The sequence below is a fragment of the Streptomyces sp. NPDC005408 genome (assembly GCF_040606445.1).
Classification (GTDB): domain Bacteria; phylum Actinomycetota; class Actinomycetes; order Streptomycetales; family Streptomycetaceae; genus Streptomyces.
Genome location: NZ_JBEXEX010000015.1, coordinates 69,677 through 95,308, shown reverse-complemented (window position 1 = coordinate 95,308; position 25,632 = coordinate 69,677). Strand labels below are relative to the sequence as shown.

The window sequence follows — 25,632 nt, the reverse complement described above, 5'->3', positions numbered from 1 at the left end:
CCGTACCAGGGCCGTTCCGGGACCGTAAATCACCATGCGTGCGGCCAACGTTGTCAGTCGCGGCTGGCACGATGGGTGACATGGAAAACACGGGGACCAACCAGCCGATCCTTTGGCCGGGCGACGCCGCGGAGTTCGCCCTCACCCTCCATGACACACCCGATCCGTACTTCGGCCGCGCCCCGGTTCCGGTGCTGGCCTACGACCCGGGGGCCTCGCTGCGCGACCGGCGGGAGGCCTTCCGGGAGGTGTACGCCGCGATAGTGGCCCGGATCGGGGAGCCCACGCTCTACGGCGGCTCGGCGGAAGGCCCCAACATCCGCTGGCGGGACGGCAGAAGGGTGGTGCTGCTCGCGGGCACCCGCCACCGCGCGCAGCTGTCGGTCCACGACACGGACACCTTGGAGAACGACGAGCGGCGGACCTTCGAATGGGGCGGCGCCTGGTCGGCCGACGAGCCGCACGACTTCGCCTTCCTGCCGTACGTCTGGCAGCTGGACCGCAGCGGTCCGGGCGTTCGCCCCATCGAGCGGCCCGGCGGGCGGATGGCATCCAGCCTCGAACAGTTCCAGAGCGCACTGGAGTTGCTGCTCACGGCCTGGGTCGAGCAGCTTTCGGTGCAGGTCGGGGACGACTGGGCGAGCTTCAGCGTGACCAGCGGGGCGGACCGCGGCCGCCAGCTGCAGATCTCGTACGCGCTTGAGGACGGGCTGCACGTCTCGGTCGACGACCGGGACGGCGAGGACAGCCCGGAGCGGGCGCAGCTGATGCGCTCACGCGGCTGGCAGTCCCGCGACCGCGGCTGGTGGCAGACGGACTTCCTGGAGCCGGAACGGCCGGAGGTGGCAGCGGTGGCCCGCCTGGCGGTGACGGAACTGCGGGCCCGGGGCACAAAGGAACCGGAGGAACTGCGCGCGCGGGACGTCAGTTGCAAGGACCGCGGCGAACTGTGGCTGCCGGGCCTGGGCATACGCCACTGAGGCGGCGTGCGGGTGGGTGTGCGACGCCGCCGGCGGTCGACGCCGTGCACGTGGCCGCCCCGGAGGTCCGGCGCCCGCACCGCGCACACGCCAGGGGCGGCCCGCACCGTCCGGTGTGAGCCGCCCCTGGGTCTGCCGCTGCGCGATGTGCGAGGTCAGGCCTCGACGCCGAGCTTCTGCAGGATCAGTTCCTTGACACGTGCCGCGTCGGCCTGGCCGCGGGTCGTCTTCATGACCGCTCCCACCAGGGCGCCGACCGCCGCGACCTTGCCTCCGCGGATCTTGTCGGCGATCGCCGCGTTGCCCGCGATCGCCTCGTCGACCGCCGCGCCGAGCGCGCCCTCGTCCGAGACGACCTTGAGGCCGCGCTTCTCGACGACGTCGTCCGGGCCGCCCTCGCCCGCGAGTACGCCCTCGATGACCTGGCGGGCCAGCTTGTCGTTGAGCTCACCGGCGGCAACGAGCTGCGCGACCCGTGCGACCTGCTCCGGCGTGATGGGCAGCGAGGACAGCTCGACACCGTCCTCGTTGGAGCGGCGAGCCAGCTCGCCCATCCACCACTTGCGCGCGGATGCCGCGTCGGCGCCCGCGTCGATCGTGGCGACGATCAGGTCGACCGCGCCCGCGTTGAGGATCGACTGCATGTCGTGCTCGGAGACGCCCCACTCCTCGCGGAGCCGGTTCCGGCGCACCCGCGGGAGTTCGGGAAGCGAGGAACGGAGCTCCTCGACCCACTCGCGCGCAGGCGCGACAGGGACCAGGTCGGGCTCCGGGAAGTACCGGTAGTCCTCGGCCTCTTCCTTGACCCGGCCGGACGTAGTGGAGCCGTCCTCCTCGTGGAAGTGGCGGGTCTCCTGGATGATCGTGCCGCCGGACGACAGCACAGCCGCATGACGCTGAATCTCGAAGCGGGCAGAACGCTCCACGCTGCGAAGCGAGTTGACGTTCTTCGTCTCGGAGCGCGTGCCGAACTTCTCGACGCCGTGCGGGCGCAGCGAGAGGTTCACGTCGCATCGCATCTGGCCCTGCTCCATGCGGGCCTCGGAGACACCGAGCGCCTTGATGAGCTCACGCAGCTCAGCGACGTACGCCTTGGCGACCTCCGGCGCACGCTCCCCCGCGCCCTCGATCGGCTTGGTGACGATCTCGATCAGCGGGATGCCGGCGCGGTTGTAGTCCAGCAGCGAGTGGGACGCGCCGTGGATACGGCCGGTGGCGCCGCCGACGTGCAGCGACTTGCCGGTGTCCTCCTCCATGTGGGCGCGCTCGATCTGCACGCGGAAGACCTCGCCGTCCTCCAGCTGGACGTCCAGATAGCCGTTGAAGGCGATCGGCTCGTCGTACTGCGAGGTCTGGAAGTTCTTCGGCATGTCCGGATAGAAGTAGTTCTTCCGGGCGAAGCGGCACCACTCGGCGATCTCGCAGTTCAGCGCGAGGCCGATCTTGATGGCCGACTCGACGCCGATCGCGTTGACGACCGGGAGCGAGCCGGGCATGCCGAGACAGGTCGGGCAGGTCTGCGAGTTGGGCTCGGCGCCCAGCTCGGTCGAGCAGCCGCAGAACATCTTGGTCTTGGTGCCGAGTTCGACGTGGACCTCGAGGCCCATGACGGGGTCGTAGGCGGCGAGGGCGTCCTCGTACGACACCAGTTCAGTGACGGTCACGGTGAAACTTCCTTCTCAGCCCAGCAGGACGTCGTCGTCACCGAGGCGCTTGAGCTCCCGGTAGAGGATGGCCAGGCCGGTGACGATGGCCGCGGCGGAGATGCCGGCGTCGATCAGCCGCAGCACGTCGTTGTCCTTGCGGGCCATCTTGGCCTGCTTGGCGACGCTGATGGCACCGAAGGCGGTGGTGCCGAGCGACAGATACACACCGGACTTGGACTTCTTGAAGTTCTTCGCCTTCTTCGTCATGGCACTCACAGCGACGGAGCCTCCTCGAGCAGCGGGTGTCCCCACTTTTCCACGAAGGCCGCCTCGACGGCCGCGCCGACCTTGTACAGCCGGTCGTCCTTCATGGCGGGGGCGATGATCTGCAGTCCGACCGGCAGGCCGTCCTCCGGCGCGAGGCCGCAGGGCAGCGACATCGCGGCGTTGCCTGCAAGGTTGGTCGGGATGGTGCACAGGTCCGCGAGATACATCGCCATCGGGTCGTCGGCGCGCTCGCCGATCGGGAAGGCGGTGGTCGGCGTGGTCGGCGAGACGATCACGTCGACCTGCTCGAAGGACTTCTCGAAGTCCCGGGTGATGAGCGTGCGCACCTTCTGCGCGGAGCCGTAGTACGCGTCGTAGTAGCCGGAGCTGAGCGCGTACGTACCGAGCATGATCCGGCGCTTGACCTCGTCGCCGAAGCCCGCCTCACGGGTGAGCGCGGTGACCTCCTCGGCGGACTTCGTGCCGTCGTCGCCGACCCGCAGGCCGTAGCGCATGGCGTCGAAGCGTGCCAGGTTCGAGGAGCACTCGGACGGCGCGATCAGGTAGTACGCGGAGAGCGCCAGGTCGAAGGACGGACAGTCCAGCTCGACGATCTCGGCCCCCAGTCCGCGCAGCAGCTCGACGGACTCGTCGAAGCGCTGGACGACACCGGCCTGGTAGCCCTCGCCGCGGAACTGCTTGACGACGCCGACGCGCATGCCATCGACGCTGCCGTTGCGGGCGGCCTCGACGACCGGCGGGACCGGGGCGTCGATGGACGTCGAGTCGAGCGGGTCGTGACCGGCGATGACCTCGTGCAGCAGCGCCGCGTCCAGGACCGTACGGGCGCAGGGGCCGCCCTGGTCGAGGGAGGAGGAGAAGGCGACCATGCCGTAGCGGGAGACGCCGCCGTAGGTGGGCTTGACGCCGACCGTGCCGGTGACGGCCGCGGGCTGGCGGATCGAGCCGCCGGTGTCCGTGCCGATGGCGAGCGGGGCCTCGTACGAGGCGAGGGCGGCGGACGAGCCGCCGCCGGAGCCGCCGGGGATACGGGTCAGGTCCCACGGGTTGCCTGTGGGACCGTACGCGCTGTTCTCGGTCGATGACCCCATGGCGAACTCGTCCATGTTGGTCTTGCCGAGGATGACGACGTCCGCGGCCTTGAGCCGCTTGGTCACCGTCGCGTCGTACGGCGGGATCCACCCCTCGAGGATCTTGGAGCCGACCGTGGTCGGGATGCCCTCGGTGGTGAAGATGTCCTTCAGCGCGAGCGGCACACCGGCCAGCGGGCCGAGCTTCTCGCCGGCCGCACGCTTGGCGTCGACAGCGCGGGCCTGCGCGAGCGCGCCCTCACGGTCGACGTGCAGGAAGGCGTGCACCTTCTCGTCGACGGCGTCGATCCGGGCCAGGTGCGCCTCGGTGACCTCGACGGCCGTGAACTCGCCGGAAGCGATCTTCGCGGCGACCTCGGCGGCCGTCAGCCTGATGATGTTGACGTTGCTCTCCGTCATCGTGATTAGTCCTCCCCCAGGATCTGCGGCACCTTGAAACGCTGCTGCTCCTGGGCCGGGGCGCCGGAGAGCGCCTGCTCGGGGGTGAGCGACGGACGAACCTCGTCCGCGCGCATGACATTGGTCAGCGGCAGCGGGTGGGAGGTCGGGGGTACGTCTTGGTCGGCGACCTCGGAAACGCGGGCGACCGCGCCGATGATGTCGTCGAGCTGTCCGGCGAAGTGGTCGAGCTCTTCGTCCTTCAGCTCCAGACGCGCCAGCCGGGCGAGGTGGGCGACCTCCTCGCGCGTAATGCCAGGCATGCAGCGATCCTCAGGGGTGAGTGTGTGGTTTTGAGCCCAATCCTATGGGGCACGGGCCGCTGCCCACGAAACGGTTATGCGGCCGGGACCTCCACGGCCTCACTTCGGTGCTGCCCGGGACCCCGCCGAATCAGGGAACGACCTGGCCGGACGGCTCGTCGGCGTCCGAGGCGGCGGCGGGCAGCTCGGCCGCGCGGTGCCAGCCGCGCTCGCCGCGGGCCCGCAGCCAGGCGGTGGTCTCCTGCGGCGGCATCGCGGCCGCGACCAGCCAGCCCTGGACGGCATCGCAGCCCAGGTCCCGCAGCCGCTCCCAGGTCTCGTCGTCCTCGACACCCTCGGCCACGACCAGCAGGCCCAGCGAGTGGGCCAGGTCGACGGTGCAGCGGACGATCTCGGCGTCTTCGGTGTCGACGGCGAGCCGGGCCACGAAGGAGCGGTCGATCTTGAGCTCACTGACGGGGAGTTTGCGCAGATGTACGAGGGAGGAGTAGCCGGTGCCGAAGTCGTCGAGGGACATCTTCACGCCGTGGTCTGTCAGCCCGGCGAGGGTGTCGGCGGCGCGCTGCGGGTCCTCGAGGAGGACGTGCTCGGTTATCTCCAGCTGGAGGGAGCCCGCCGGGACCCCGTGGCGGGCGAGGCGGGCGGCGACGGATCCGGCGAAGCCGGGGGTGTGGACGTCGCGGGGGGAGACATTGACGGCCACCGGCACGTTCAGCCCCTGGGCGCGCCATTTGGCGACCTGGGCGAGGGCCGTGTCCAGCACGTACTCCGTCAGGTGCGGCATCAGGCCCGAGGACTCGGCGATCGCGATGAACTCGTCCGGAGGGACCCGGCCGCGCTCCGGGTGGACCCAGCGGACCAGCGCCTCCAGCCCCGCGACATGGCCGTCGAAGCGGACCTTGGGCTGGTAGTGCAGCTCCACGTCGCCGGCGTCCAGCGCCCGGCGCAGATCGCCCAGCAGGCCGAGCCGGTCGGGGGTGTTGCTGTCCCGCTTGGACTCGTACACCTCGACACCCGTGCGGTCCCGCTTCGCCTGGTACATCGCCACGTCCGCCCGCCGCAGCAGCCCTTCGGCGTCCAGTGCGTGCTCGGGGAAGACGGCGACGCCCGCGCTCGCCTCCAGGACGAGGGTGAGCCCGTCCAGATCGAGGGGTGACGACAGCTCGGCGACCAGATGGCGGGCGACGCGCTGGGCGCTGGTGGTGGAGTCGGCGGTCGGGAGCAGTACGGCGAACTCGTCGCCGCCGAGCCGGGCCGCCTCGGCGCCTCTGGGCAGGGCGAGCCTGAGGCGGTCGGCTATCTGGAGCAGCAGCCGGTCCCCCGCGAGATGGCCGAGTGTGTCATTGACGGAACGGAAGCGGTCGAGATCGATCAGTACGAGAGCGGAACGGGCACCGCTGCCCTCGGCGTCCGCGAGGGCGGACCAGGTCCGCTCAAGGAGCCACTGACGGTTCGGCAGCCCGGTCAGCGGGTCGCGCAGTTGCTCCTCCGCCCTGGCCCGGGCTATCCACAGCGTGGAGTCGAGGGCGATCAGCGGTACGGCGAACAGCGGCAGCAGCACCGGCAGGGCGGCTGCGACAACGCAGATCAGCGGGGCTATGCCGAGCAGCGCGACCGCGACAAGACCCTGTCTGAGCAGGGCCGTACGGGCGACGGTGGGCAGGCCGCCGCCCTGGGGCGCCATGACGTACCACAGCGGCAGCCGGGTGACCGCGAGATACGCGGTGGCCGCCAGGACCACTTCCGGAGCGGCCTCGGTACCCCAGTCGAGTGGCACCCAGGGCGCCGCGACGCTCGGCTCCACCCCGAAGAGCTCAAGGACGAGAGCGGCCGCGCCGATCCCGAGAATGTCCACGGAGCCGTGCAACAGGCCCTGGCGCCAGCGGTTTCTGCGGGCTGCGCCGACCAGGGCGACGACGGCGAGGCTGACCAGTCCGGCCGGCACCCAGCCGAACAGGAGCAGGACGGCGAGGGTGAGGGCGGCGCCGGAGCCGGTGCCGCCCCACCAGCGGTCGCGGCCGAGCGCGACGAGATGGCCGACGATGATCCCGGTGAGGACGGCGAGCGACCAGCCCACCGTGGAACTGGGGAAGAGCGCCTGCCCGTCCCGTACGGTGCTGACGATTCCGATGGCGAGCAGGGTGGCGGCGCACACGACGGCGGCGACAGGCAGTCCCGGTGTCATGCCCGCAAGGGCCGCGAATCCACGCGGCCGTGAGACCGGGGCGGCGCTCTCGGTCGGTTTCATTCCCGTCCCTCTCACAGCCGGCGGTGCCGATGCCTCGCGATGGCTCCCGTTGTCATGCCACCACGACTGAAATCCCACCACGCAGCCGTGCACGACAGGCGCACATCTCAACAGTAGGCCGCAGGAGGCTCGGACGGGCAGCGCTCTACAGCTCTTGCCCGAATGCGACCCGGCCACCCTTATCCATCTGGTATGCGCTGAACGGGTGACCTGTACCGGTCGTTCAGAGGCGGAATCGTGCGTCCGATTCCCGCCCCGTGCGCCCCCTCTGGGACCCCGGACGAGCCCCTCCCAAGCCCCGCGCACGCCCCCTCCGTTACGCCTCTGCCGGCACAGCAGCCTCACGAGCCGCGTCCGGGCCCTGTTCGAGCAGTACGGCGAAGCCCTCCTCGTCCAGAACCGGCACCTTCAGCTGCATGGCCTTGTCGTACTTGGAACCCGGGCTGTCACCCACGACCACGAAGCTCGTTTTCTTCGAAACAGAACCGGCCACTTTCGCGCCGAGGCTCTGGAGGGCTTCTTTTGCGCCATCCCTGGTGTAGTTGGCCAGGGTGCCGGTGACAACGACGGTCAGTCCTTCCAGCGGCCGCGGCCCCTCGTCCTCGCCTGCGCCCTCTTCCTCCATGCGGACGCCCGCCGCCCGCCACTTGCGCAGAATCTCGCGGTGCCAGTCCTCTTCGAACCACTGCTTGAGCGAGGCCGCGATGGTCGCGCCCACCCCGTCGACCGCCGCCAGCTCCTCCTCACTGGCCTGCTCGATCCGCTCGATCGACCGGAACTCCCGGGCCAGCGCCTCGGCCGCGACCGGGCCGACATGACGGATCGACAGACCCGTGATGATCCGGGCCAGCGGGCGCTGCTTGGCCGCCTGGATGTTCTCCAGCATCGCCAGCGCGTTCTTCTTCGGCTCGCCCTGCTGATTGGCGAAGACCCTGACGACCTTCTCGTTGCCGGTCTTGGGATCGCGCTTGGGCAGTCCGCTGTCCTGGTCCAGGACGTACGCCCTGATGGGCAGCAGCTGCTCGATGGTGAGGTCGAAGAGATCGCCCTCGTCGGTCAGCGGCGGTGTGGGCGGCTCCAGCGGCTTGGTGAGCGCGGCCGCCGCCACGTAGCCGAAGTTCTCGATGTCCAGCGACTTGCGGCCGGCGAGATAGAAGAGACGTTCACGCAACTGGGCCGGGCAGGAGCGGGCGTTGGGGCAGCGCAGATCGACGTCGCCCTCCTTCATGGGGCGCAGCGCGGTCCCGCACTCGGGGCATTCGGAGGGCATCACGAACTCCCGCTCGCTGCCGTCCCGCAGATCCACGACCGGGCCGAGGATCTCCGGAATGACGTCGCCCGCCTTGCGCAGCACCACCGTGTCGCCGATCAGCACACCCTTGGCCTTGACCACGTCCTGGTTGTGCAGGGTGGCGAATTCGACCTCGGAGCCCGCGACCGTGACCGGCTCCACCTGGGCGTACGGCGTGACGCGGCCGGTGCGGCCGACGCCGACCCGGATGTTGACCAGCTTGGTGTTGACCTCCTCCGGGGCGTACTTCCACGCAATGGCCCAGCGCGGCGCCCGCGAGGTGGAGCCGAGCCGCCCCTGGAGCGGGATCTCGTCGACCTTGACGACGACGCCGTCGATCTCGTGCTCCATGGAGTGGCGGTTCTCGCCGTAGTAGGCGATGAACTCTCTTACACCCTCGAGCGAGTCCACGACCTTGTAGTGCTTGGCGGTGGGCAGGCCCCACTCGCGCAGCAGGTCGTACGCCTGCGACTGGCGGTCGATGTCGAAGCCCTCACGCGCGCCGATGCCGTGCACCACCATGTGCAGCGGGAGGGTCGCGGTGACCTTCGGGTCCTTCTGGCGCAGCGAACCGGACGCGGAGTTGCGCGGGTTGGCATACGGCTGCTCCCCGGCCTCCACGCGGCGGGCGTTGAGCTCCTGGAACTTGTCCATCGGGAAGAAGACCTCGCCGCGGATCTCCACGAGATCGGGGATGCGGTCACCCTTCAACCGGTCCGGAATGTCCGAGATCGTACGGACGTTGGGGGTGATGTCCTCGCCGACGCGGCCGTCGCCACGGGTCGCCGCGCGGGTCAGCCGGCCCTTCTCGTACGTCAGGTTCACGGCGAGGCCGTCCACCTTGAGCTCGCACAGGAAGTGGTAGTCCGACGAGCCGACGTCACGCGCGACGCGCTCGGCCCAGGCGGCCAGTTCCTCGTCGTCGAAGGCGTTGTCCAGGGAGAGCATCCGCTCGCGGTGCTCGACCTTCGCCAGCTCCGTCTCGTACTGCCCCGCGACCTTCTGGGTCGGCGAGTCGGGCGTGCGCAGCTCGGGGTACTGCTCCTCCAGCGCCTCCAGCTCGCGCAGCAGCTTGTCGAACTCGCCGTCGCTGATGACCGGGCTGTCCTTCACGTAATACCGGAAGCGGTGCCCCTCGACCTCCTCGGCCAGCCGGGCATGCTTCTCGCGTGCCTCGGCGGGCACCGATCCCTGCTGTTCGCCAGCCACCGTTTCGTCCTCCCGTTTCCCAAGCACCCGTTACTCAGGGTTGTCCGCGAGTGATCTCGCGGCCCGGACGCAGTGGGCGAGCGCCGCGCGTGCGTACGCCGGTGAGGCGCCCGCGAGCCCGCACGACGGGGTGATCACCACGGACTCCGTGAGAGTCCCCGGATTCAGCCCCAGCCTGCGCCACAACGTCCTGACACCCATGACGCTACCGGCAGGGTCTGACAATGGAGCGTCAGTGGACGGCACGACGCCCGCAAACAGCTTCGTACCGTCTTCGACCGCCTCACCGATCTGTTCCTCGTCACGTTCGGTGAGCAGACCGAAGTCGAACGAGACGCCCGCGACCCCGGCCCGGCGCAGCAGCGCGAACGGCACGTCCGGCGCGCAGGAGTGGACGGTGACGGGCTCCTCGCTCACCCCGATCACATCCCGCAGCATGCCCTCGACGACCTGACGGTCCACCGCCCTGTGAGTGCGATACCCGCTGGCGGTCCTGATCTGTCCTCGCAGTACGGCGGTGAGCGACGGCTCGTCGAGCTGGAGCAGCACCTGGGCGCCGGGCACCCGGCGGCGTACGTCCGCCAGATGCGAGCGCAGCCCCTCGGCGAGCGAGCCCGCCAGGTCCCGGACGGCGCCCGGATCGCCGATCGCCGCCTCGCCGCTCCGCAGCTCCAGTGCGGCGGCGAGCGTCCACGGCCCCACCGCCTGGACCTTGAGCGGCCCCTCGTAGCCCTGGATGAACTCCTCGAGCGCGTCAAGGTCCTCGCCGAGCCACGAGCGGGCCCGCCTGGTGTCGCGCCCCGGCCGGTCGCTGATCCGCCAGCCGCTGGGCTCGACATGCGCGTACATCTCGACGAGCAGCCCGATGGTCCGCCCGATCATGTCCGCACCGGGCCCGCGGGCGGGCAGCTCGGGCAGATGCGGGAAGTCCTCGAAGGAACCGGCGACGGTCTTAGCGGCCTCGCGTGCGTCACCGCCGGGCATGGATCCGACCCCGGTCGCGGGGCCCCATGGGAATGCGTTCATCGCCCGGGTCGCACCGTCAGGTCGTTGATCTCCGCGTCGCGCGGCAGGTCGATCGCCGTGAGGATCGTCGTCGCGACGGACTCCGGGTCGATCCAGCGGGACGCGTCGTACTCCTTGCCCTCCTGGGAGTGCACCTTGGCCTGCATCGGGCTGGCGGTGCGGCCCGGATAGACCGAGGTGACGCGGACGCCGTTGCCGTGCTCCTCGTGGCGCAGCGAGTCGGCGAGCGCCTTGAGGCCGTGCTTGGAGGCGGCGTAAGCACCCCATTCCGCATGGGCGTTGAGGCCCGCGCCGGAGTTGACGAAGAGCACATGGCCCTTGGCGGCCCGCAGTTGCGGCAGGAAGAGCCGGGTCAGCTCGGCCGGAGAGATCAGATTGGCGTTGAGCTGCTGGTGCCAGGTCGTGGGGCGCAGTTCCGCGATCGGACCGAGGTCGACGATGCCCGCGATGTGCAGCAGGGAGTCCAGCCGGTCCGGCATCGGCTGCATGCCGAGCGACCTGGAGATGCGGTCGGGGTCTGCAAGGTCGGCGACGAGCGTACGGGCGCCCTCGTACTGGGAGGCGAGTTCCTTGGCGCGGCCCGCGTCGCGTGCCAGCAGGATCAGCTCGTCGCCGCGCCCGTGCAGGCGGCGCGCGACGGCCGCGCCGATGCCGGAGCCTGCCCCGGTGATCAGATGTGTAGCCATACGGGACATGCTCGCATTACTGCAGCCTGGAGCCCGCGGCGGCAGCCGCTGATGTCACAGCTCCAGGTAGGCGAGGGCCGAGACGGCGTCCTCGGCGAAGAAGACCAGGTCAGTCAGCGGGAGCGGCAGAAAGCCCTCGTCCTCCATCCGCTGGAACTGCAGCTTCAGACCGTCGTAGAAGCCCGCGGTGTTCAACAGGACGACCGGCTTGGTGTGCTTGCCGTGCTTCTTCAGCTCAAGGATCTCGGTGGCCTCGTCCAGCGTTCCCGTACCGCCGACCATGATCACAATCGCATCGGCCCTGTCGAGGAGCAGCGCCTTCCGCTCTGCGAGGTCCTTGGCGATCACCATCTCGTCCGCGTTCGTACGGGCCTTCGCCGCCAGGAAGTCGACCGAGACACCGACAAGGCGCCCGCCCGCCTGCTGGACGCCGTCCGCGACGACCTTCATCAGCCCGCTCTCGGAACCGCCCCACACCAGGGTGTGGCCGCCCTTGCCGACGAGCTCGGCGAACTCGCGGGCCGGGCGGGTGTAGCGCTCGTCGAGGTCGGCGGCGGAGAGGAAGACGCAGATATCCATGGGATCACGGTACGGGGGAAGAAGTCGGGCCCGGCCGACGCTGTGCTCGGTATGGCTGAAGGACACACGATCACGATCGAGCAGAGCACTGTTCATGTACGCGTGGCACGCGGCGACGAGATCATCGCGGAGAGCCGTCGCCCGCTCGTCCTGCGTGAGACGGGCTGCCCCGTGCGCTACTACCTCCCCGCCGAGGACGTACGAACCGACCTGCTGAAGCCCTCGGAGACGCACACCTACTGCCCGTTCAAGGGAACGGCCTCCTACTGGTCGCTGCCGGACGCGGACGACGTGGTGTGGGCGTATCCCGACCCCAAGGACGAAGTGGCGCAGATCGAGGGGCATTTCTGCTTCTACGACACCGAGGTCGTCCAGGACTGACCGAAGAAATCTCGCGCCCTGCCGATTAGTTCTGCGCCGTGCGCAGGTCAGTGTTCTTATGGACGGCATGGGCAGCACGCTGAACACGGTCAAGTCGGGTGACGGCACGCTCATCGCGTACGAGCAGCAGGGCGAGGGCAGGCCGCTGGTTCTGGTCGGCGGGGCGCTGTGCACCGCGGCGAGTGACGCGCCGCTGGCCGCGCTGCTCGCGTCGGCCTTCAGCGTGTTCACCTACGACCGGCGCGGCCGGGGCGCGAGCGGGGACACCGCTCCCTACGCCGTGGAGCGCGAGATCGAGGATCTCGGCGCCGTGATCGCCGCGGCGGGCGGCACTGCCTCCGTGCACGCCCTCTCCTCCGGCGCGGCGCTGGCCCTGAAGGCGGCGGCCGCCGGGCTGCCGATCACTCAACTCTCGGTGTACGAGCCGCCGTTCACGACGGATCCGGCGACCCGTGAGGAGCCCGCCGCCTATGGCACACAGCTCGGTGAGCTGGTGGCCCAGGGGCGGCCGGACGATGCCCTCGCGCTCTTCCTGAAGGAGACCGGCATACCGCCGGAGGATGTGGAGGGCATGCGGCAGACCCCGATGTGGGCCGAGAAGGAAGCGGTGGCGCACACCCTCCCCTACGACCACGAGGTGATGGGCAACGGACAGGTGCCCGTCGACGTGCTGCACTCCGTCACCCAGCGCGTGATGGTCGTCGACGGCGGGGCGAGCCCCGGCTGGCTGCGGGACGCGGCGCGTGCCGTGTCCTCCGCCCTGCCGCGCGGGCGGCACCGCACGCTGACCGGCCAGACGCACGAGGCGGCGCCGCAGGTGCTGGCCCCGGTCCTGACGGAGTTCTTCGCCGTCTAGGTCCTGTCCGGTCGATCAGGCCGGACAGGGCCTGGGTCCGGCGCTACGCGACCGACGCGGTGCCCGCCCGCTCGGTCGTCGCGATCGTCGCCGAGCCGACCACGCGCGTGCCGTCGTACAGCACGATCGCCTGGCCGGGTGCGACGCCCCGCACCGGCTCGGTGAAGGACACCTGGAGCTCGTCGCCGACCAGCTCGGCGCTCACCGAGGTCTCGCCGCCATGGGCACGCAGCTGCGCCGTGTACGTTCCGGGGCCCGCCGGGGCCACCCCGCACCAGCGCGGCTTGATCGCCGTGAGAGCCGTGACGTCGAGGGCCTCGACCGGGCCCACCGTCACCGTGTTGTTCACCGGGGAGATGTCCAGGACATAGCGCGGCTTGCCGTCGGGCGCCGGGTGGCCGATGCGCAGACCCTTGCGCTGGCCGATCGTGAAGCCGAAGGCCCCGTCGTGCGTGCCCAGCTTCGCGCCCGACTCGTCGACGATGTCGCCCTCGGCCGTGCCGAGGCGGTTCGCGAGGAAGCCCTGGGTGTCGCCGTCGGCGATGAAGCAGATGTCGTGGCTGTCGGGCTTCTTGGCGACCGCGAGGCCCCTGCGCTCCGCCTCGGCCCGGATCTCGCCCTTGGTGGTGAGGGTGTCGCCGAGCGGGAACATCGCGTGCGCCAGCTGCCGCTCGTCGAGCACGCCGAGGACGTACGACTGGTCCTTGGCCATGTCGCTGGCGCGGTGCAGCTCGCGGCTGCCCTCCTCGCCGGTCACGACCGTGGCGTAGTGGCCGGTGCACACGGCGTCGAAGCCGAGCGCGAGCGCCTTGTCCAGCAGCGCCGCGAACTTGATCTTCTCGTTGCAGCGAAGGCACGGGTTGGGGGTGCGGCCGGCCTCGTACTCCGCGATGAAGTCCTCGACCACGTCCTCGCGGAAGCGCTCGGCGAGGTCCCACACGTAGAAGGGGATGCCGATGACGTCCGCGGCGCGGCGTGCGTCGCGGGAGTCCTCGATGGTGCAGCAGCCGCGCGCGCCCGTACGGAAGGACTGCGGGTTCGCGGAGAGCGCCAGGTGCACACCGGTGACGTCGTGCCCGGCCTCGGCGGCACGGGCGGCGGCGACGGCGGAGTCCACGCCGCCCGACATGGCGGCGAGTACACGGAGGGGGCGCTGGGGAGTCTGAGGAGTCATAGCCATACCAGGGTAAGGGGAGCTGGGAACCGAAAGCTCGCGAGTAAGCGTTGGGGAACGCATGGGGAGTGAATCGAAGCCCGGCACCAAGCGGGGCAAGGGGCCGGACAAGGGGCGGGGCGTCAGCCGACGGGCCGTGCTGATCGGCGGCGGGGCCGTGGTGGTGGGCGTCGGCGTGCTGGCGCACGACGAGCTGCGGCGTGCCTGGTGGCGGCTGCCGGGGATGGCGAAGCCGCGCAAGGAGGGCGAGCTCGACCACCCGGGCGCGGAGTGGACTGCTGCGTCCCGGGCGAACTGGCGGCTCGCGGACCGGCCCGACGACTACCGCATCGACATGGTGGTCATCCATGTCGTCCAGGGCAGCTATCCGACGGCGCTGAGGGTCTTCAAGGACCCGGGACACGGGGCCGCGGCGCACTATGTCGTACGCAAGGACGGGCATGTGGCCCAGATGATCCGCGAGCTGGATGTGGCCTTCCACGCGGGCAACCGCTCGTACAACGAACGCAGCATCGGCATAGAGCACGAAGGCTTCGTGGACCGCCCGTCCGGTTTCACGGACGCGATGTACCGGGCGTCCGCGCAGCTCACGGCCGGGATCTGTACGCGGTACGACATACCCGTCGACCGGGAGCACATCATCGGGCATGTGGAGGTGCCGGGGACGGACCACACCGATCCCGGGCCGCACTGGGACTGGAACCGCTATCTCGCGCTCGTACGCCAGGCGATGCCGACGGCGCGCAAGGCCGAGTAGGCCGCGCAGGCCTCGAAAGCCGCCGAGGCCCTAGCTGAGTCCTGCTGTACGGGCCCGTTCCACCGCCGGGCCGATGGCCTCCGCGACCGCCTTCACATCGGCCTTGGTGGAGGTGTGGCCGAGGCTGAAGCGGAGCGTCCCGCGGGCCAGGTCCGGGTCGGTTCCGGTGGCGAGGAGGACATGGCTGGGCTGCGCGACGCCCGCCGTGCAGGCCGAGCCGGTGGAGCATTCGATGCCCTGGGCGTCGAGGAGCAGCAGCAGGGAGTCGCCCTCGCAGCCGGGGAAGGTGAAGTGGGCGTTGGCCGGGAGGCGGTCGTCCGGGTCGCCGCCGAGGATCGCGTCGGGGACTGCCGTACGCACGGCGTCGACCAGTTCGTCGCGCAGGGCGCCGATCTCGCGGGCGAAGTCCTCGCGGCGTTCGGCGGCGATGCGCCCGGCGACGGCGAAGGAGGCGATCGCGGGGGTGTCGAGGGTGCCGGAGCGGACATGGCGCTCCTGGCCGCCGCCGTGCAGGACGGGGACGGGGGTGTATTCACGGCCGAGCAGCAGGGCGCCGATGCCGTACGGGCCGCCGATCTTGTGTCCGGATACGGTCATGGCGGCGAGGCCCGACGCGGCGAAGTCGATGTCGAGCTGACCGAAGGCCTGGACCGCGTCGGCGTGCAGCGGGATGGCGAACTCCCTTGCCACGGCGGAGAGTTCGGTGACCGGCATGACGGTGCCGATCTCGTTGTTCGCCCACATCACGGTGGCGAGCGCGACATCGTCGGGATTGCGCTCGATGGCCTCGCGCAGGGCCTCGGGGTGCACCCGCCCGTACGCGTCGACCGGCAGATACTCGATGGTCGCGCCCTCGTGCTCGCCGAGCCAGTCGACGGCGTCGAGGACCGCGTGGTGTTCGACGGGGCTGGCCAGGACGCGGGTCCTGGCCGGTTCGGCGTCGCGCCGTTGCCAGTACAGGCCCTTGACGGCGAGGTTGTCGGCCTCCGTGCCGCCCGAGGTGAAGACCACCTCGCTGGGCCGTGCGCCGAGCGCTTCGGCGAGGTTCTCGCGGGCCTCCTCGACCGCGCGCCGGGCCCGGCGGCCGGCGGCGTGCAGGGCGGAGGCGTTGCCGGTGACGGTGAGCTGCGCGGTCAGCGCCTCGACGGCCTCCGGCAGCATCGGAGTGGTCGCAGCGTGGTCGAGGTAAGCCATGGTGGCCCCGATTCTACGAGGCATGGCGGGGGCGCGGACGCGGCGCAGGGGTGCACGGGCGTGCGGGTGCCCTTTTCCCCGGCCGCGGGTGCTGCTTCCGCTGCTGCGGGTGTCAGCCGCCGATGCCCCAGACGACGGTTCCGTTGACGGTGACCAGTACGGCGAGTACGGCCAGGTCGGCCAGGCCGAGGGCGAGTCCGAGCAGGGCACGACCGCGGCGCGCGGTGCCGCGCCAGAGGGCGAGAGCGGCCAGGACGACGGCGATCGGGCCGAGCACGATGTTCATGACGAGCAGGCCGACGAGACCGAGGACGAAGGCGGCGACGGCCATTCCGTCGGCGTCCCGCCGGGCCACGGGCTTGGCGCCGGGCTCGGAAGGCTTGGCGGTCTGGGAGGTCTCCCGGGCGGCGGCATCCCCCTCGGTGCTCTCGATGCATGCCGGGCGTGCGGTTGCGGTGAGTTGCATGGTGGTTCGGCTCCTTCCGGGTCAGTTGTGGCGCGCGCGGCGCTCGCGCACGGCGAAGACGAGCAGCCAGACACCGATGACGGTGCAGGCCACGACGGTTACGGAGAGGGGAAGTTGGGCCACGGCGCCCAGCATGATTCCCAGGAGGAGAAGCGCTGCGACGAGGGCGATCATCGTCTTCCTTTCGAATTTTCGGTGAACACTTGTGAGTACGATTGTTCACTGACTCCTGAGTCTACACTTCCCTTCTTTGGAGAACGGTTGTTTACTGAATGGCATGAGTCACACCATCGGGATCCGCCAGGCCCAGAAACAGAAGACCCGTCAGGCCCTCCTGGACGCCGCGCTGCAGCTGCTGGAGGAGCAGAGCCTGAGCAGCCTCGGCCTGCGCGAGGTGACCCGGGCCGTGGGTGTGGCACCGACCGCGTTCTACCGCCACTTCCGGGACATGGCCGACCTCGGCGTCGCGCTCGTCGAGGAGGCGCTCGGCAGCCTGCACGCCACGATCGGCGAGGCGCTCGCCGAGACCGGTGACGATGTACGTATCGACAGGACCGTCGCGCTCATCGCCGGCCTGGTGCGTACGTCCCCCGGGCATGTCCGCTTCATCGCCCGCGAGCGGCACGGCGGTGTGCAGCCCGTGCGGGAGGCGATCGGCGCGCAACTGCGGCGGTTCGCAGACGAGGTGGCGGCAGCGTTCGCCCGGGAGTCGGACGGTGCGGGCTGGAGCGAGGCGGATCTGACGATGCTTGCCAGTGTGTATGTGGACCACATGGTGATCACGGCCAGCAACTTCCTGGAGGCCGGGCCGGAGGGCGAGGAGCACGTCGCCTCGGTGGCGCGCCGTCAGCTGCGGCTGATCAGCCTGGGCCGCCGGCACTGGCTGGACTGACGGCACCCGGCCCGTACAGCTCGACGACCGCGGCAGCGGCGCGGGCCAGCTCCTCGCGGGCCTCGGGCGGTGAAAGGACCTCGACGCCCTCGCCGAAGGCGAGCAGTGCGCGGGCCGCCATGACGGCCGGGAGTGCGAGTTCGACGTACGCCCACTCCCCCTCGGTGACCGGCTCGGCGGCGACCTGGCTCGCCTGGATCCGCAGAAACAGGTCCAGGCGGTCGGCCTTCACCCGCGCCCTCACCCGTACGCCGGCGGGGCGCTCCTCGACCTGACGGCGCAGCACCTCCCAGACGTCTGCCAGCTCCTGGCCCGCGCGGCGCCGCACAGGCGCGTCGGTGAGCCTGGCGGCAACCACCCGGTCCGCGCGGAACAGCCGGGGCCGGGTCCGGTGGTCGGCGACCAGGTACCAGACACCCGCCTTCACAACGAGTCCGTACGGATCGAGGGTGTACGTCCGCGGCTCGGTCGCACCGCTGTGGCGGTAGCGGAGCCGCAGCCGCCGGTCGGTGAAGACGGCGGAGTTCAGTATGTCGAGGTCCACGGCGGGCCGCGGCGTCCTCATCCAGCGGGCCGGATCGACGAGGATCCGCCGGCTCGTCAACTCGGCGGCGGGCCGGTGCGGTTCGGGCAGCGCGGCCATCACCTTGCGCAGGGCCGAGCCGAGCGCCTCGTCGAGGCCGAGTGCCGCGTGCGCGCCCTGGGCCGCCAGGACGAACAGGGCACGGGACTCGTCGGCGGTCAGTCCCGTGACGTCGGTACGGAAGCCGGGCAGCAGCGCGATGCCGCCGTGGCGGCCGCGCTCGGCGTAGACGGGAACGCCGGAAGCGGAGAGCGCGTCGATGTCCCGGTAGATGGTGCGTACGGAGACTTCGAGCCGCTCGGCGAGCTCGGCGGCGGGGACCAGACCGCGGGTCTGGAGGAGCAGAAGGATCGAGAGCAGCCGGTCTGATTTCACGGGTGTGAGGGTCTCCGGAAAACTTGACGGGAGATGTCAGGTTATCCGTGGAGAGTGCGGTTCGTCAGCGAGACCGGTGATGAGGAGTTGGACACCATGAACGATCCGCGCCCCCTGTACGAGCGTGCGGCCGAGCAGTTCGCGAGCCTGCTGAAGCTGGTGACGCCGCAGCGACTGGGCGATCCGACGCCGTGTACGGAGTACGACGTACGGGCTCTGCTGTCCCATGTCGTCGGCGGTACGCACCGGATCGCCCTCATCGGCGAGGGCGGTGACGGCCTGTCAGTGCCGGCCCGGGTTGACGGCGTCGCGGACGACGCCTGGACGACGGCGTACGAGGCGGCACGCGCCCGCTTCACGTCGGCGTGGGCGGACGGCGCGAAGCTGTCCCAAGAGGTCACGGTCCCCTGGGGCTCGGTGCCGGGTGCGGGGGCGGTCGGCGGCTATGTGATGGAGACGCTGACCCACACATGGGACCTGTCGAAGGCACTGGGCCATCCGCTGCCCCTGGACGAGGAGTTGGCCCGGATCATTCTCCCGATCGCCCGCGAGGTGCTCCCGGCGGATAGCCGGGGCGGTGATGTGCCGTTCGGAGAGGTCCGGGAGGCACCGGAAGGGGCGGACGAGTACGGGAGGCTGGCGGCGTGGCTGGGGCGGACGGTGTGACGGGGGTCCATCCCCTGGGGGGTGTCTTTCGGATCTTGCCGGGCTCGCGTGCCCTGGCACGCACGCTCGCCGCGTTGTCGTCAGTCGCCGACGCTCCGCGTCGGCTCCCTCCTCCGCCTTGCGATCGCACGCCCCAGACCCCGCTCACTGATCCGGCCTGATCCAAACGACAGGACCTAGGGCTTCAGTAGGCGCGAGGCCAGGTCGTCGACGCGGGTCTGCCACGCCGACAGCGCCGCCTCCGCGTCGAAGTCGCGTGGGCCCGATTGGGTCAGGATCAGGCGGGGGCCGTGACCCGTGCCCTTGGTGAGGTGCCAGCGGACCTCGCCGTCCGGGTGGGAGGCGTAGGCGAGCAGGTCCGGGGCGTGGAGTTCGGTGACCGGGCCCGGTGGGGTCTTCGGGGAGGCGAAGCCCTCCGGCGCCGGCGAGCCCTTCTGCGGCTTTGCGCCTGCGGTGAGTTCGGCCCAGACCTTCTCCGCCGGGCGCACCAGTTGGCGTTCGATACGGACGCGGCGGCCCTCGGCCGTGTCCTCGACCACGCCGCGGCCCAGGTCGAACTGTGCGAGGTACGCCTCGTGCAGTTCGCCGCCGCGGTCGCCCGCGACGTCGGCCTTCTCGCCGTCCAGGAGCTGCGCCAGCGCGGTCATGCACAGATGCCAGCCGGACGCGAAGCTCGCCCCGCCGAAGCGGTCGCCGAAGGTGTGGACGAGGGTGAGCAGCGAGCCCTCGCCCTCGGGGGTGATCTCCCAGCGCAGATGGTCCTCGCCCCAGGTGAAGGCGAAGACGTGCGGCTCCTGCGCGTCGGTGACCCGGCCGTTCATGGCCGGCTCGGTGTCGCCGGGGAACAAGAAGCCCATCGTCCCGCCGGGCCGCAGGTCGACGGTCACCTCGGAGGGGAACCACTGGGCGAGGTGGGCGGGTTGGGTGATCGCGTCCCAGACCCGCTGCGGCGGATGCGCCAGCCGGCGCTCCATCCGCAGTGCGGTCCGCCCGTCCGCCGTCGTGAGGGTGTCGGAGTGCGGGTTCATGAGGAGTCGTCCTCCATCGCGTCGAGATGCCGTTCGAGGGCGTCGAGGCGACCGGACCACAGGTGGCGGTAGTGCGCGAGCCAGGCGTCGAGTTCCGCGAGCGGCTCGGGCGTCAGCTCGTACCAGCGGCGCTGTGCGTCCTGCCGGACCCGCACCAGACCCGCTTCCCGCAGCACCCGCAGGTGCTTGGAGGTGCCGGGCTGGCTGAGGCCGAGCCGGTCGGTGAGCTCCCCGACCAGGTGCGGACGCTCCAGCAGCAGATCGAGGATCCTGCGCCGACTCGGCTCCGCGAGCACGTCGAACGGTATGGGCATGCCTTCAACATACCTTGATGGTTATATAACCGCAAGGGAATGAAGTTCCCAGCTCCCGCCTGCGTCAGCCCCGCGGCGCCTTCGCCAGCTGCCGCGACTGCGCCACCAAGCGGTCCGCGCTGTCCCACACCTCCGCGTCCTCCTCCAGGAAACCGCCCGCCAGATTCCGCGTCGTGATCGACACGCGCAGCGGCCCCGGCGCCGGACGGCAGCGGACGTGCGTGGTCAGTTCGACGGTCGGGGTCCAGCCCTTCAGTCCCAGCTCGAACGACGTCGGCGGCAGCGCGTCGACCGTGAGCAGCAGAGAGAAGGGGTCGGCGTCGCGGCCGTCAGCGAGGGAGAACCAGCCGCGCATCTCCCCCTTGCCCGAGGGCGCGCCCACGGCCCAGCCGACGGTCGCCGGGTCGAGCTTGATGTTCAGGCGCTCGGTGATCGCCGAACTGCCGGGAATCCTCGGCGCGGGACCGTCGGACGGCCCGAGGCAGTCCTGAAGCGCCGGCATGGCGGGCGGCTTCGCCGATGTGCGTACGTCGTCGGGCAGCGCGACGAGATCGCCGTACGTCGCGAGGACGCGGATGCGCTCGACCTCGGCACCGTCCTCGTCGTACTGGACGAGCGAGGCCTGGCCGGTCGAGAGCGTGCGCCCGGTACGTATGGTCTCGGTGCGGATCACCGCGGGGCCCGGCTGCGACGCGCTCAGATAGTGCGCCGAGACCGTGAACGGGTCGGGGTGCGGCAGCGCGTCACCCAGCGCACGGCCGAGCAGGGCCAGCAGGTAGCCGCCGTTGACGGCCTGGAGGATGGTCCAGCCCGCCGAGAGCTCCGCGTCATAGACGCCCGGTGCGCGCAGGGTGACGGCGGTGTCGCGGTCGAACTCGCTGTCCCCGATGGATGCCTGAACTGCCTGTGCCATAGCAGTAACCGTACAACAAGAAATTACTGAGCGGTAGCTTTTTGCGCTCCGCTAGCCCTCTTCGACGGCCGACGAGCGACGGTTCCAGGCGCGTGGTGCCCGCCAGTGGAAACGCATCGCGAGCAGGCGCAGGAGGAACGCCGTCACCACGGCGAGTCCGCTGGTGACCGAGTTCAGTACGTCGAACTGGATGCAGAGCACCACCATCGTCGCTCCGACGATGGCGGGGACGGCGTAGAGATCGCGGTCCCAGCGCAGCAGCGAGGGCACCTCGTTGGCCAGCACGTCGCGCAGCACACCGCCACCGACGGCTGTCGCCAGACCGAGGACCGCTGAGTAGGTCAGGCCGAGCCCGTACTCGTACGCCTTGGTGGTGCCGGTGACACAGAACAGGCCGAGTCCTGCGGCGTCGAAGACATTGACGCCGACCTGGATGCGCTCGACCTGCGGGTGCAGGAAGAAGACGAGGACCGTCGCCACGAGGGGCATGAGGAAGTACCCGGTATCGGTGAAGGCCGCCGGCGGGACGGCCCCGATGATCAGGTCACGGAGAAGCCCTCCGCCCAGCGCGGTGACCTCGGCGAGCACTGCGATGCCGAAGACGTCGAAGTTCTTGCGTACGGCGAGCAGTGCGCCGGAGATCGCGAATACGAAGATCCCGGCGAGGTCGAGCGCGTGCTGGACGGAGGGCGTGAACAGTTCTAGGAGCACCGGACGATTGTGCCGGGTCTACTCCTTGCCGCTGCCCTCCGCGTCCCCGGAGGTGGGGGTGGCACCCCCGTCGGGCGTCTCCGCGCCTTCGGCGGGCTCGGCCTTGTCGGCGGCGTCGCCTTCGGCCTTGACCTCGGCGGTCTCGCCTTCGGCGGGCTCGGCCTCGTCGGCGTCGGACGCCGTCGCCTCCGCATCCGCGGCAGGCGCAGCCTCGGCCTCGTCGGCCGCAGCGGCGGCCTTGTCCGCGGCGTCGTCCACCTTGGCAACGCCCGCCGCAGGCGCAGTCTCGGCCTTGGCAAGGCCCGCCTCAGCGGCGTCCTCGTCCGTGGCCACGGCCGTCTTCGGGGACGACTCCACGACCTCGATCGCCTCGCGCGACGACAGCAGCACCACGTCCTGCGGCGCCTGGTCCTCCGCGTTCTCCGGGTGGTGGCAGGCCACCTGGTGGCCCGTGCGCAGCGCGATCAGCGGCGGTTCCTGCGTCTTGCAGACCTGCGTCGCCTTCCAGCACCGGGTGTGGAAGCGGCACCCCGACGGCGGGGAGATCGGCGACGGGACATCGCCCTGCAGCAGGATGCGCTCGCTCTTGCCGCCGCGTCGCCGCGGGTCCGGCACCGGGACCGCGGAGAGGAGAGCCTTGGTGTACGGGTGCATAGGCGCCTCGTACAGCGACTTGCGGTCGGTCAGCTCGACGATCTTGCCGAGGTACATCACCGCGATACGGTCCGAGACGTGCCGGATGACCGACAGGTCGTGGGCGATGATCACGTACGTGAGGCCCAGCTCGTCCTGGAGGTCGTCCAGCAGGTTCACCACCTGCGCCTGGATGGAGACGTCCAGCGCCGAGACCGGCTCGTCCGCCACGACCAGCTTCGGCTTCAGTGCGAGCGCCCGCGCGATGCCGATGCGCTGGCGCTGGCCGCCGGAGAACTCGTGCGGATAGCGGTTGTAGTGCTCGGGGCTGAGGCCCACCAGCTCGAGGAGGTGCTGGACCTCCTTCTTGATCCCGCCCTCGGGCTCGACACCCTGCAGCCGGAACGGCGCGCTGACGATCGAGCCGACCGTGTGGCGCGGGTTCAGCGAGCCGTACGGGTCCTGGAAGATCATCTGCACGTCGCGGCGCAGCGGCCTCATGCCGCCGGTGCCGAGGTGCGTGATGTCCGTGCCCTCGAACTCGACCTTGCCGCCCGTCGGTTCGAGCAGCCGGGTGATCAGCCGCCCCATCGTCGACTTGCCGCAGCCCGATTCGCCCACGACACCGAGGGTCTCGCCGCGGCGTACGTCGAAGTCGATGCCGTCGACGGCCTTCACGGCGCCGACCTGTCGCTGCAACAGCCCCTTCTTGATGGGGAAGTGCTTGACCAGGCCCTGAACCTTGAGCAGCGGCTCGGGGGACTCGGTGGCCTGCTCCGGGAGGGAGACGTCGTCAGCGGTCTTCTTCGTATCGGTCACAGCTTCGGCGCAATCTCTTCGGTCCAGATCCGCGTGCGGTCCTCCTGCGACATGTGGCAGGCGGAGAAGTGCCGGGCACCGACCTCGTGGAGCTCGGGGCGCTCGGTGCGGGTGATCCCGCCCTTGGGCACATCCGCGTACGGGCAGCGCGGGTTGAAGGCGCAGCCGGAGGGGACGTTGATGAGGCTGGGCGGCGCGCCCTTGACCGGGATGAGCCGCTCGGTCTGCTCGCGGTCGATACGCGGCATCGAACCCAGCAGGCCCCAGGTGTAGGGGTGCTGCGGGGCGTAGAAGATGTCGTCGACCGGACCGCGCTCGATGCAGCGGCCTCCGTACATCACCAGGATGTCGTCGGCGATCTCGGCGACGACGCCCAGGTCGTGGGTGATGATGATGACCGCGGAGCCGAACTCCTTCTGCAGATCCCGGATCAGGTCGAGGATCTGCGCCTGGACGGTGACGTCCAAGGCAGTGGTCGGCTCGTCCGCGATGAGCAGCTCGGGGTTGTTGACCAGCGCCATCGCGATCATCGCGCGCTGGCGCATACCGCCGGAGAACTCGTGCGGATAGCTGTCGACGCGCTTGTTGGGCTCGGGGATACCGACCCGGTCGAGCAGCTCGATCGCTCGCTTGCGGGCGATCTTCTTGCTCACGTCATTGTGGACGCGGTACGCCTCCACGATCTGCGCGCCGACCGTGTAGTACGGGTGCATCGCGGACAGCGGATCCTGGAAGATCATCGCCATCTCGCGGCCGCGCATCCGGCGCACCTCGTCCGGGTCGGCGGACACGAGCTCCTGGCCGCCGAGCCAGATCTCGCCGGACATCTGCACGTTCTTGCCGCGGGCGCCCTGGCGGTGCAGGCCCATCACGGCGAGCGAGGTCACGGACTTGCCGGACCCGGACTCGCCGACGATCCCGAGCGTCTTGCCCTTCTCCAGCTGGAAACTGAGCCCGTCGACGGACTTGACCAGGCCGTCGTCGGTCGGGAAGTGCACTTTGAGGTCGCGTACTTCGAGGAAGGCGTCCGGGGCGGGCGAGTCCCCGGACTGCACCGGCTCGCCCACGGCGGCACCGGTTTTGGACAGTTCGGTCACGAGAGCCTCACGCGCGGGTCGACGGCGGCGTACAGCAGGTCCACCAGGAGATTGCAGATCACGACGAAGAAAGCGGCCACGAGGGTGACGCCGAGGATCGGCGGCAGGTCGTTGGCCGTGATCCCCTGGACCGCGTACTCGCCGATGCCGTGAAGCGAGAACACGTGCTCGGTGATCAGCGCACCGCCGAGCAGCAGACCGAGGTCCATACCGAACACTGTGATGATCGGGGTGAGCGCGGCGCGCAGCCCGTGCCGGGCGATCACGTTGCGCTCACGCAGACCCTTGGCACGCGCGGTTCGGATGAAGTCCTCGTTCATCGTCTCCAGCATCCCCGAGCGGGTGAGCCGGGCGTAGATCGCGGAGTAGAGCAGGGCGAGCGAACACCACGGGAGGAACAGGGTGTTGGCCCATTGAGCCGGGTTCTCGGTGAACGGCACATACGTTCTGCCGAAGATCTCCAGCTTGTAGCTGAAGAGCAGCAGCGCGAGCTGGCCGGTGAAGAACATGGGGAGCGACACACCGGCGAGCGAGATGCCCATGGCGGCGCGGTCGAAGATGGATCCGGGCTTGAGCGCGGAGATGACACCCGCGGTGACACCCGAGAGCAGCCAGATCACGGCCGCTCCGCTGGCCAGCGAGATGGTGACCGGCAGACGGTCCGTCAGCTGGGGCCAGACCTCGACGTGGTCCTTGAAGGAGTAGCCGAAGCAGGGCGCGCCGCAGTGCGCGGTGGTGGGGCCGAGGTCATAGTCGGCGCCGACGACGATCCCCTTGATGAAGTCCCAGTACTGGACGTAAATGGGCTGATCCAGACCAAGGTTCTGCTTGACCGCCGCGATGTCTTCGGGCGTGGGGTTCTTGCCGATGTACTGCTGGGCAAGCTGATCGACGGTCTGGCCGGCCAGCTTCGGCAGCACGAAAAAGATGCCGAAGGTGACCGCGGTGACAACCAGCAGCAGGATCACTGCTGCGATTATCCGGCGGAGGATGTACGAGATCACGGGGACCGGCGCTGGTGCCCGCGG

Annotated in this window: 27 protein-coding genes; 6 read left to right on the top strand and 21 right to left on the bottom strand. The window is 70.1% G+C overall.

The genetic code is table 11. The annotated features are described in order from the left end of the window. Nucleotides 1-80 precede the first annotated feature (80 nt). Entirely contained in the window at nt 81-980 is a 900-nt protein-coding gene (locus ABZS64_RS16890; RefSeq protein WP_355829486.1) for a hypothetical protein, read from the top strand. Between the two features lie 155 nt (nt 981-1,135). On the opposite strand, the gene gatB is transcribed toward ABZS64_RS16890, so the two are convergent. From gatB to ABZS64_RS16845, 9 genes are all read right to left on the bottom strand, one after another. Beyond that, nucleotides 1,136-2,644 (bottom strand): Asp-tRNA(Asn)/Glu-tRNA(Gln) amidotransferase subunit GatB, encoded by a 1,509-nt coding sequence (gene gatB / locus ABZS64_RS16885; protein WP_355829483.1) that lies wholly within the window; start codon nt 2,642-2,644, stop codon nt 1,136-1,138. A 15-nt stretch (nt 2,645-2,659) separates the two neighbouring features. After that, nucleotides 2,660-2,893 carry a hypothetical protein gene (locus ABZS64_RS16880; protein WP_355829639.1) on the bottom strand — a complete coding sequence of 78 codons (234 nt, stop codon included), beginning with the start codon at nt 2,891-2,893 and terminating at the stop codon, nt 2,660-2,662. Nucleotides 2,894-2,898: 5 nt separating this feature from the next. Then, nucleotides 2,899-4,404 (bottom strand): Asp-tRNA(Asn)/Glu-tRNA(Gln) amidotransferase subunit GatA, encoded by a 1,506-nt coding sequence (gene gatA / locus ABZS64_RS16875; protein WP_355829480.1) that lies wholly within the window; start codon nt 4,402-4,404, stop codon nt 2,899-2,901. A 5-nt stretch (nt 4,405-4,409) separates the two neighbouring features. Next, on the bottom strand, nt 4,410-4,706 hold the full coding sequence (gatC, locus tag ABZS64_RS16870; RefSeq protein ID WP_016642027.1) for an Asp-tRNA(Asn)/Glu-tRNA(Gln) amidotransferase subunit GatC: 297 nt from the start codon (nt 4,704-4,706) through the stop codon (nt 4,410-4,412). A gap of 130 nt (nt 4,707-4,836) precedes the next feature. Further along, a complete protein-coding gene (locus ABZS64_RS16865; protein ID WP_355829477.1) occupies nt 4,837-6,954 on the bottom strand; it encodes a bifunctional diguanylate cyclase/phosphodiesterase in 2,118 nt (705 codons plus the stop codon). Nucleotides 6,955-7,270: 316 nt separating this feature from the next. Then, complete coding sequence (gene ligA, locus ABZS64_RS16860) at nt 7,271-9,454, bottom strand: NAD-dependent DNA ligase LigA (protein WP_355829474.1); 2,184 nt, start codon at nt 9,452-9,454, stop codon at nt 7,271-7,273. A gap of 30 nt (nt 9,455-9,484) precedes the next feature. Next, the gene (locus ABZS64_RS16855) at nt 9,485-10,480 is read right to left on the bottom strand and encodes a methionine synthase (RefSeq protein WP_355829471.1); all 996 of its coding nucleotides are present in this window, start codon (nt 10,478-10,480) and stop codon (nt 9,485-9,487) included. Further along, the gene (locus ABZS64_RS16850; protein WP_355829468.1) at nt 10,477-11,175 is read right to left on the bottom strand and encodes an SDR family oxidoreductase; all 699 of its coding nucleotides are present in this window, start codon (nt 11,173-11,175) and stop codon (nt 10,477-10,479) included. The genes ABZS64_RS16855 and ABZS64_RS16850 overlap by 4 nt, the downstream gene beginning before the upstream one ends. A gap of 45 nt (nt 11,176-11,220) precedes the next feature. Next, complete coding sequence (locus ABZS64_RS16845) at nt 11,221-11,745, bottom strand: TIGR00730 family Rossman fold protein (RefSeq protein ID WP_355829465.1); 525 nt, start codon at nt 11,743-11,745, stop codon at nt 11,221-11,223. A gap of 51 nt (nt 11,746-11,796) precedes the next feature. Between ABZS64_RS16845 and ABZS64_RS16840 the strand changes: the two genes are divergently transcribed. Further along, complete coding sequence (locus tag ABZS64_RS16840) at nt 11,797-12,126, top strand: DUF427 domain-containing protein (RefSeq protein WP_355829462.1); 330 nt, start codon at nt 11,797-11,799, stop codon at nt 12,124-12,126. Between the two features lie 67 nt (nt 12,127-12,193). Further along, nucleotides 12,194-12,982: an alpha/beta fold hydrolase gene (locus ABZS64_RS16835; RefSeq protein ID WP_355829459.1), complete on the top strand. Its 789-nt coding sequence runs from the start codon at nt 12,194-12,196 to the stop codon at nt 12,980-12,982. Nucleotides 12,983-13,025: 43 nt separating this feature from the next. On the opposite strand, the gene mnmA is transcribed toward ABZS64_RS16835, so the two are convergent. Next, nucleotides 13,026-14,156: a tRNA 2-thiouridine(34) synthase MnmA gene (gene mnmA / locus ABZS64_RS16830; RefSeq protein WP_355829456.1), complete on the bottom strand. Its 1,131-nt coding sequence runs from the start codon at nt 14,154-14,156 to the stop codon at nt 13,026-13,028. Between the two features lie 61 nt (nt 14,157-14,217). Here mnmA and ABZS64_RS16825 point away from each other — a divergent pair, with 61 nt between their 5' ends. Next, nucleotides 14,218-14,913 carry an N-acetylmuramoyl-L-alanine amidase gene (locus ABZS64_RS16825; RefSeq protein WP_355829453.1) on the top strand — a complete coding sequence of 232 codons (696 nt, stop codon included), beginning with the start codon at nt 14,218-14,220 and terminating at the stop codon, nt 14,911-14,913. Nucleotides 14,914-14,943: 30 nt separating this feature from the next. Here the strand turns inward: ABZS64_RS16825 and ABZS64_RS16820 are convergent, their stop codons facing one another. The 3 genes from ABZS64_RS16820 to ABZS64_RS16810 all read right to left on the bottom strand — a co-directional run bounded on the left by ABZS64_RS16820 (nt 14,944) and on the right by ABZS64_RS16810 (nt 16,747). Continuing rightward, nucleotides 14,944-16,107, bottom strand: coding sequence for a cysteine desulfurase family protein (locus ABZS64_RS16820; protein ID WP_355829450.1), 1,164 nt, complete (start codon nt 16,105-16,107; stop codon nt 14,944-14,946). Between the two features lie 112 nt (nt 16,108-16,219). Continuing rightward, the gene (locus ABZS64_RS16815) at nt 16,220-16,573 is read right to left on the bottom strand and encodes a DUF4190 domain-containing protein (protein WP_355829447.1); all 354 of its coding nucleotides are present in this window, start codon (nt 16,571-16,573) and stop codon (nt 16,220-16,222) included. A 21-nt stretch (nt 16,574-16,594) separates the two neighbouring features. Then, complete coding sequence (locus tag ABZS64_RS16810) at nt 16,595-16,747, bottom strand: hypothetical protein (RefSeq protein ID WP_355829445.1); 153 nt, start codon at nt 16,745-16,747, stop codon at nt 16,595-16,597. A gap of 103 nt (nt 16,748-16,850) precedes the next feature. On the opposite strand from ABZS64_RS16810, the gene ABZS64_RS16805 reads away from it, so the two are divergent. Then, complete coding sequence (locus tag ABZS64_RS16805) at nt 16,851-17,465, top strand: TetR family transcriptional regulator (RefSeq protein WP_355829442.1); 615 nt, start codon at nt 16,851-16,853, stop codon at nt 17,463-17,465. Here ABZS64_RS16805 and ABZS64_RS16800 read toward each other — a convergent pair. Next, nucleotides 17,434-18,423, bottom strand: coding sequence for a YafY family protein (locus ABZS64_RS16800; RefSeq protein ID WP_355829440.1), 990 nt, complete (start codon nt 18,421-18,423; stop codon nt 17,434-17,436). The genes ABZS64_RS16805 and ABZS64_RS16800 overlap by 32 nt on opposite strands. Before the next feature lie 96 nt (nt 18,424-18,519). Here ABZS64_RS16800 and ABZS64_RS16795 point away from each other — a divergent pair, with 96 nt between their 5' ends. Next, nucleotides 18,520-19,089, top strand: a complete 570-nt coding sequence (locus ABZS64_RS16795) for a TIGR03086 family metal-binding protein (protein ID WP_355829437.1) — start codon at nt 18,520-18,522, stop codon at nt 19,087-19,089. A 176-nt stretch (nt 19,090-19,265) separates the two neighbouring features. Here ABZS64_RS16795 and ABZS64_RS16790 read toward each other — a convergent pair whose 3' ends face one another. The 7 genes from ABZS64_RS16790 to ABZS64_RS16760 all read right to left on the bottom strand — a co-directional run bounded on the left by ABZS64_RS16790 (nt 19,266) and on the right by ABZS64_RS16760 (nt 25,608). Further along, nucleotides 19,266-20,117: an SRPBCC family protein gene (locus ABZS64_RS16790; RefSeq protein ID WP_355829434.1), complete on the bottom strand. Its 852-nt coding sequence runs from the start codon at nt 20,115-20,117 to the stop codon at nt 19,266-19,268. After that, nucleotides 20,114-20,431 (bottom strand): metalloregulator ArsR/SmtB family transcription factor, encoded by a 318-nt coding sequence (locus ABZS64_RS16785; protein ID WP_355829432.1) that lies wholly within the window; start codon nt 20,429-20,431, stop codon nt 20,114-20,116. Before ABZS64_RS16785 ends, ABZS64_RS16790 begins: the two co-directional genes overlap by 4 nt. Nucleotides 20,432-20,495: 64 nt before the next feature. Then, on the bottom strand, nt 20,496-21,344 hold the full coding sequence (locus ABZS64_RS16780) for a thioesterase family protein (protein WP_355829430.1): 849 nt from the start codon (nt 21,342-21,344) through the stop codon (nt 20,496-20,498). 51 nt (nt 21,345-21,395) lie between these two features. Next, complete coding sequence (locus ABZS64_RS16775; RefSeq protein ID WP_355829427.1) at nt 21,396-22,055, bottom strand: trimeric intracellular cation channel family protein; 660 nt, start codon at nt 22,053-22,055, stop codon at nt 21,396-21,398. An 18-nt stretch (nt 22,056-22,073) separates the two neighbouring features. Further along, the gene (locus tag ABZS64_RS16770; RefSeq protein WP_355829424.1) at nt 22,074-23,507 is read right to left on the bottom strand and encodes a dipeptide ABC transporter ATP-binding protein; all 1,434 of its coding nucleotides are present in this window, start codon (nt 23,505-23,507) and stop codon (nt 22,074-22,076) included. Further along, the gene (locus ABZS64_RS16765; protein ID WP_355829422.1) at nt 23,504-24,604 is read right to left on the bottom strand and encodes an ABC transporter ATP-binding protein; all 1,101 of its coding nucleotides are present in this window, start codon (nt 24,602-24,604) and stop codon (nt 23,504-23,506) included. The genes ABZS64_RS16770 and ABZS64_RS16765 overlap by 4 nt, the downstream gene beginning before the upstream one ends. Further along, complete coding sequence (locus ABZS64_RS16760) at nt 24,601-25,608, bottom strand: ABC transporter permease (protein WP_355829419.1); 1,008 nt, start codon at nt 25,606-25,608, stop codon at nt 24,601-24,603. The genes ABZS64_RS16765 and ABZS64_RS16760 overlap by 4 nt, the downstream gene beginning before the upstream one ends. Between the last annotated feature and the right edge of the window lie 24 nt (nt 25,609-25,632).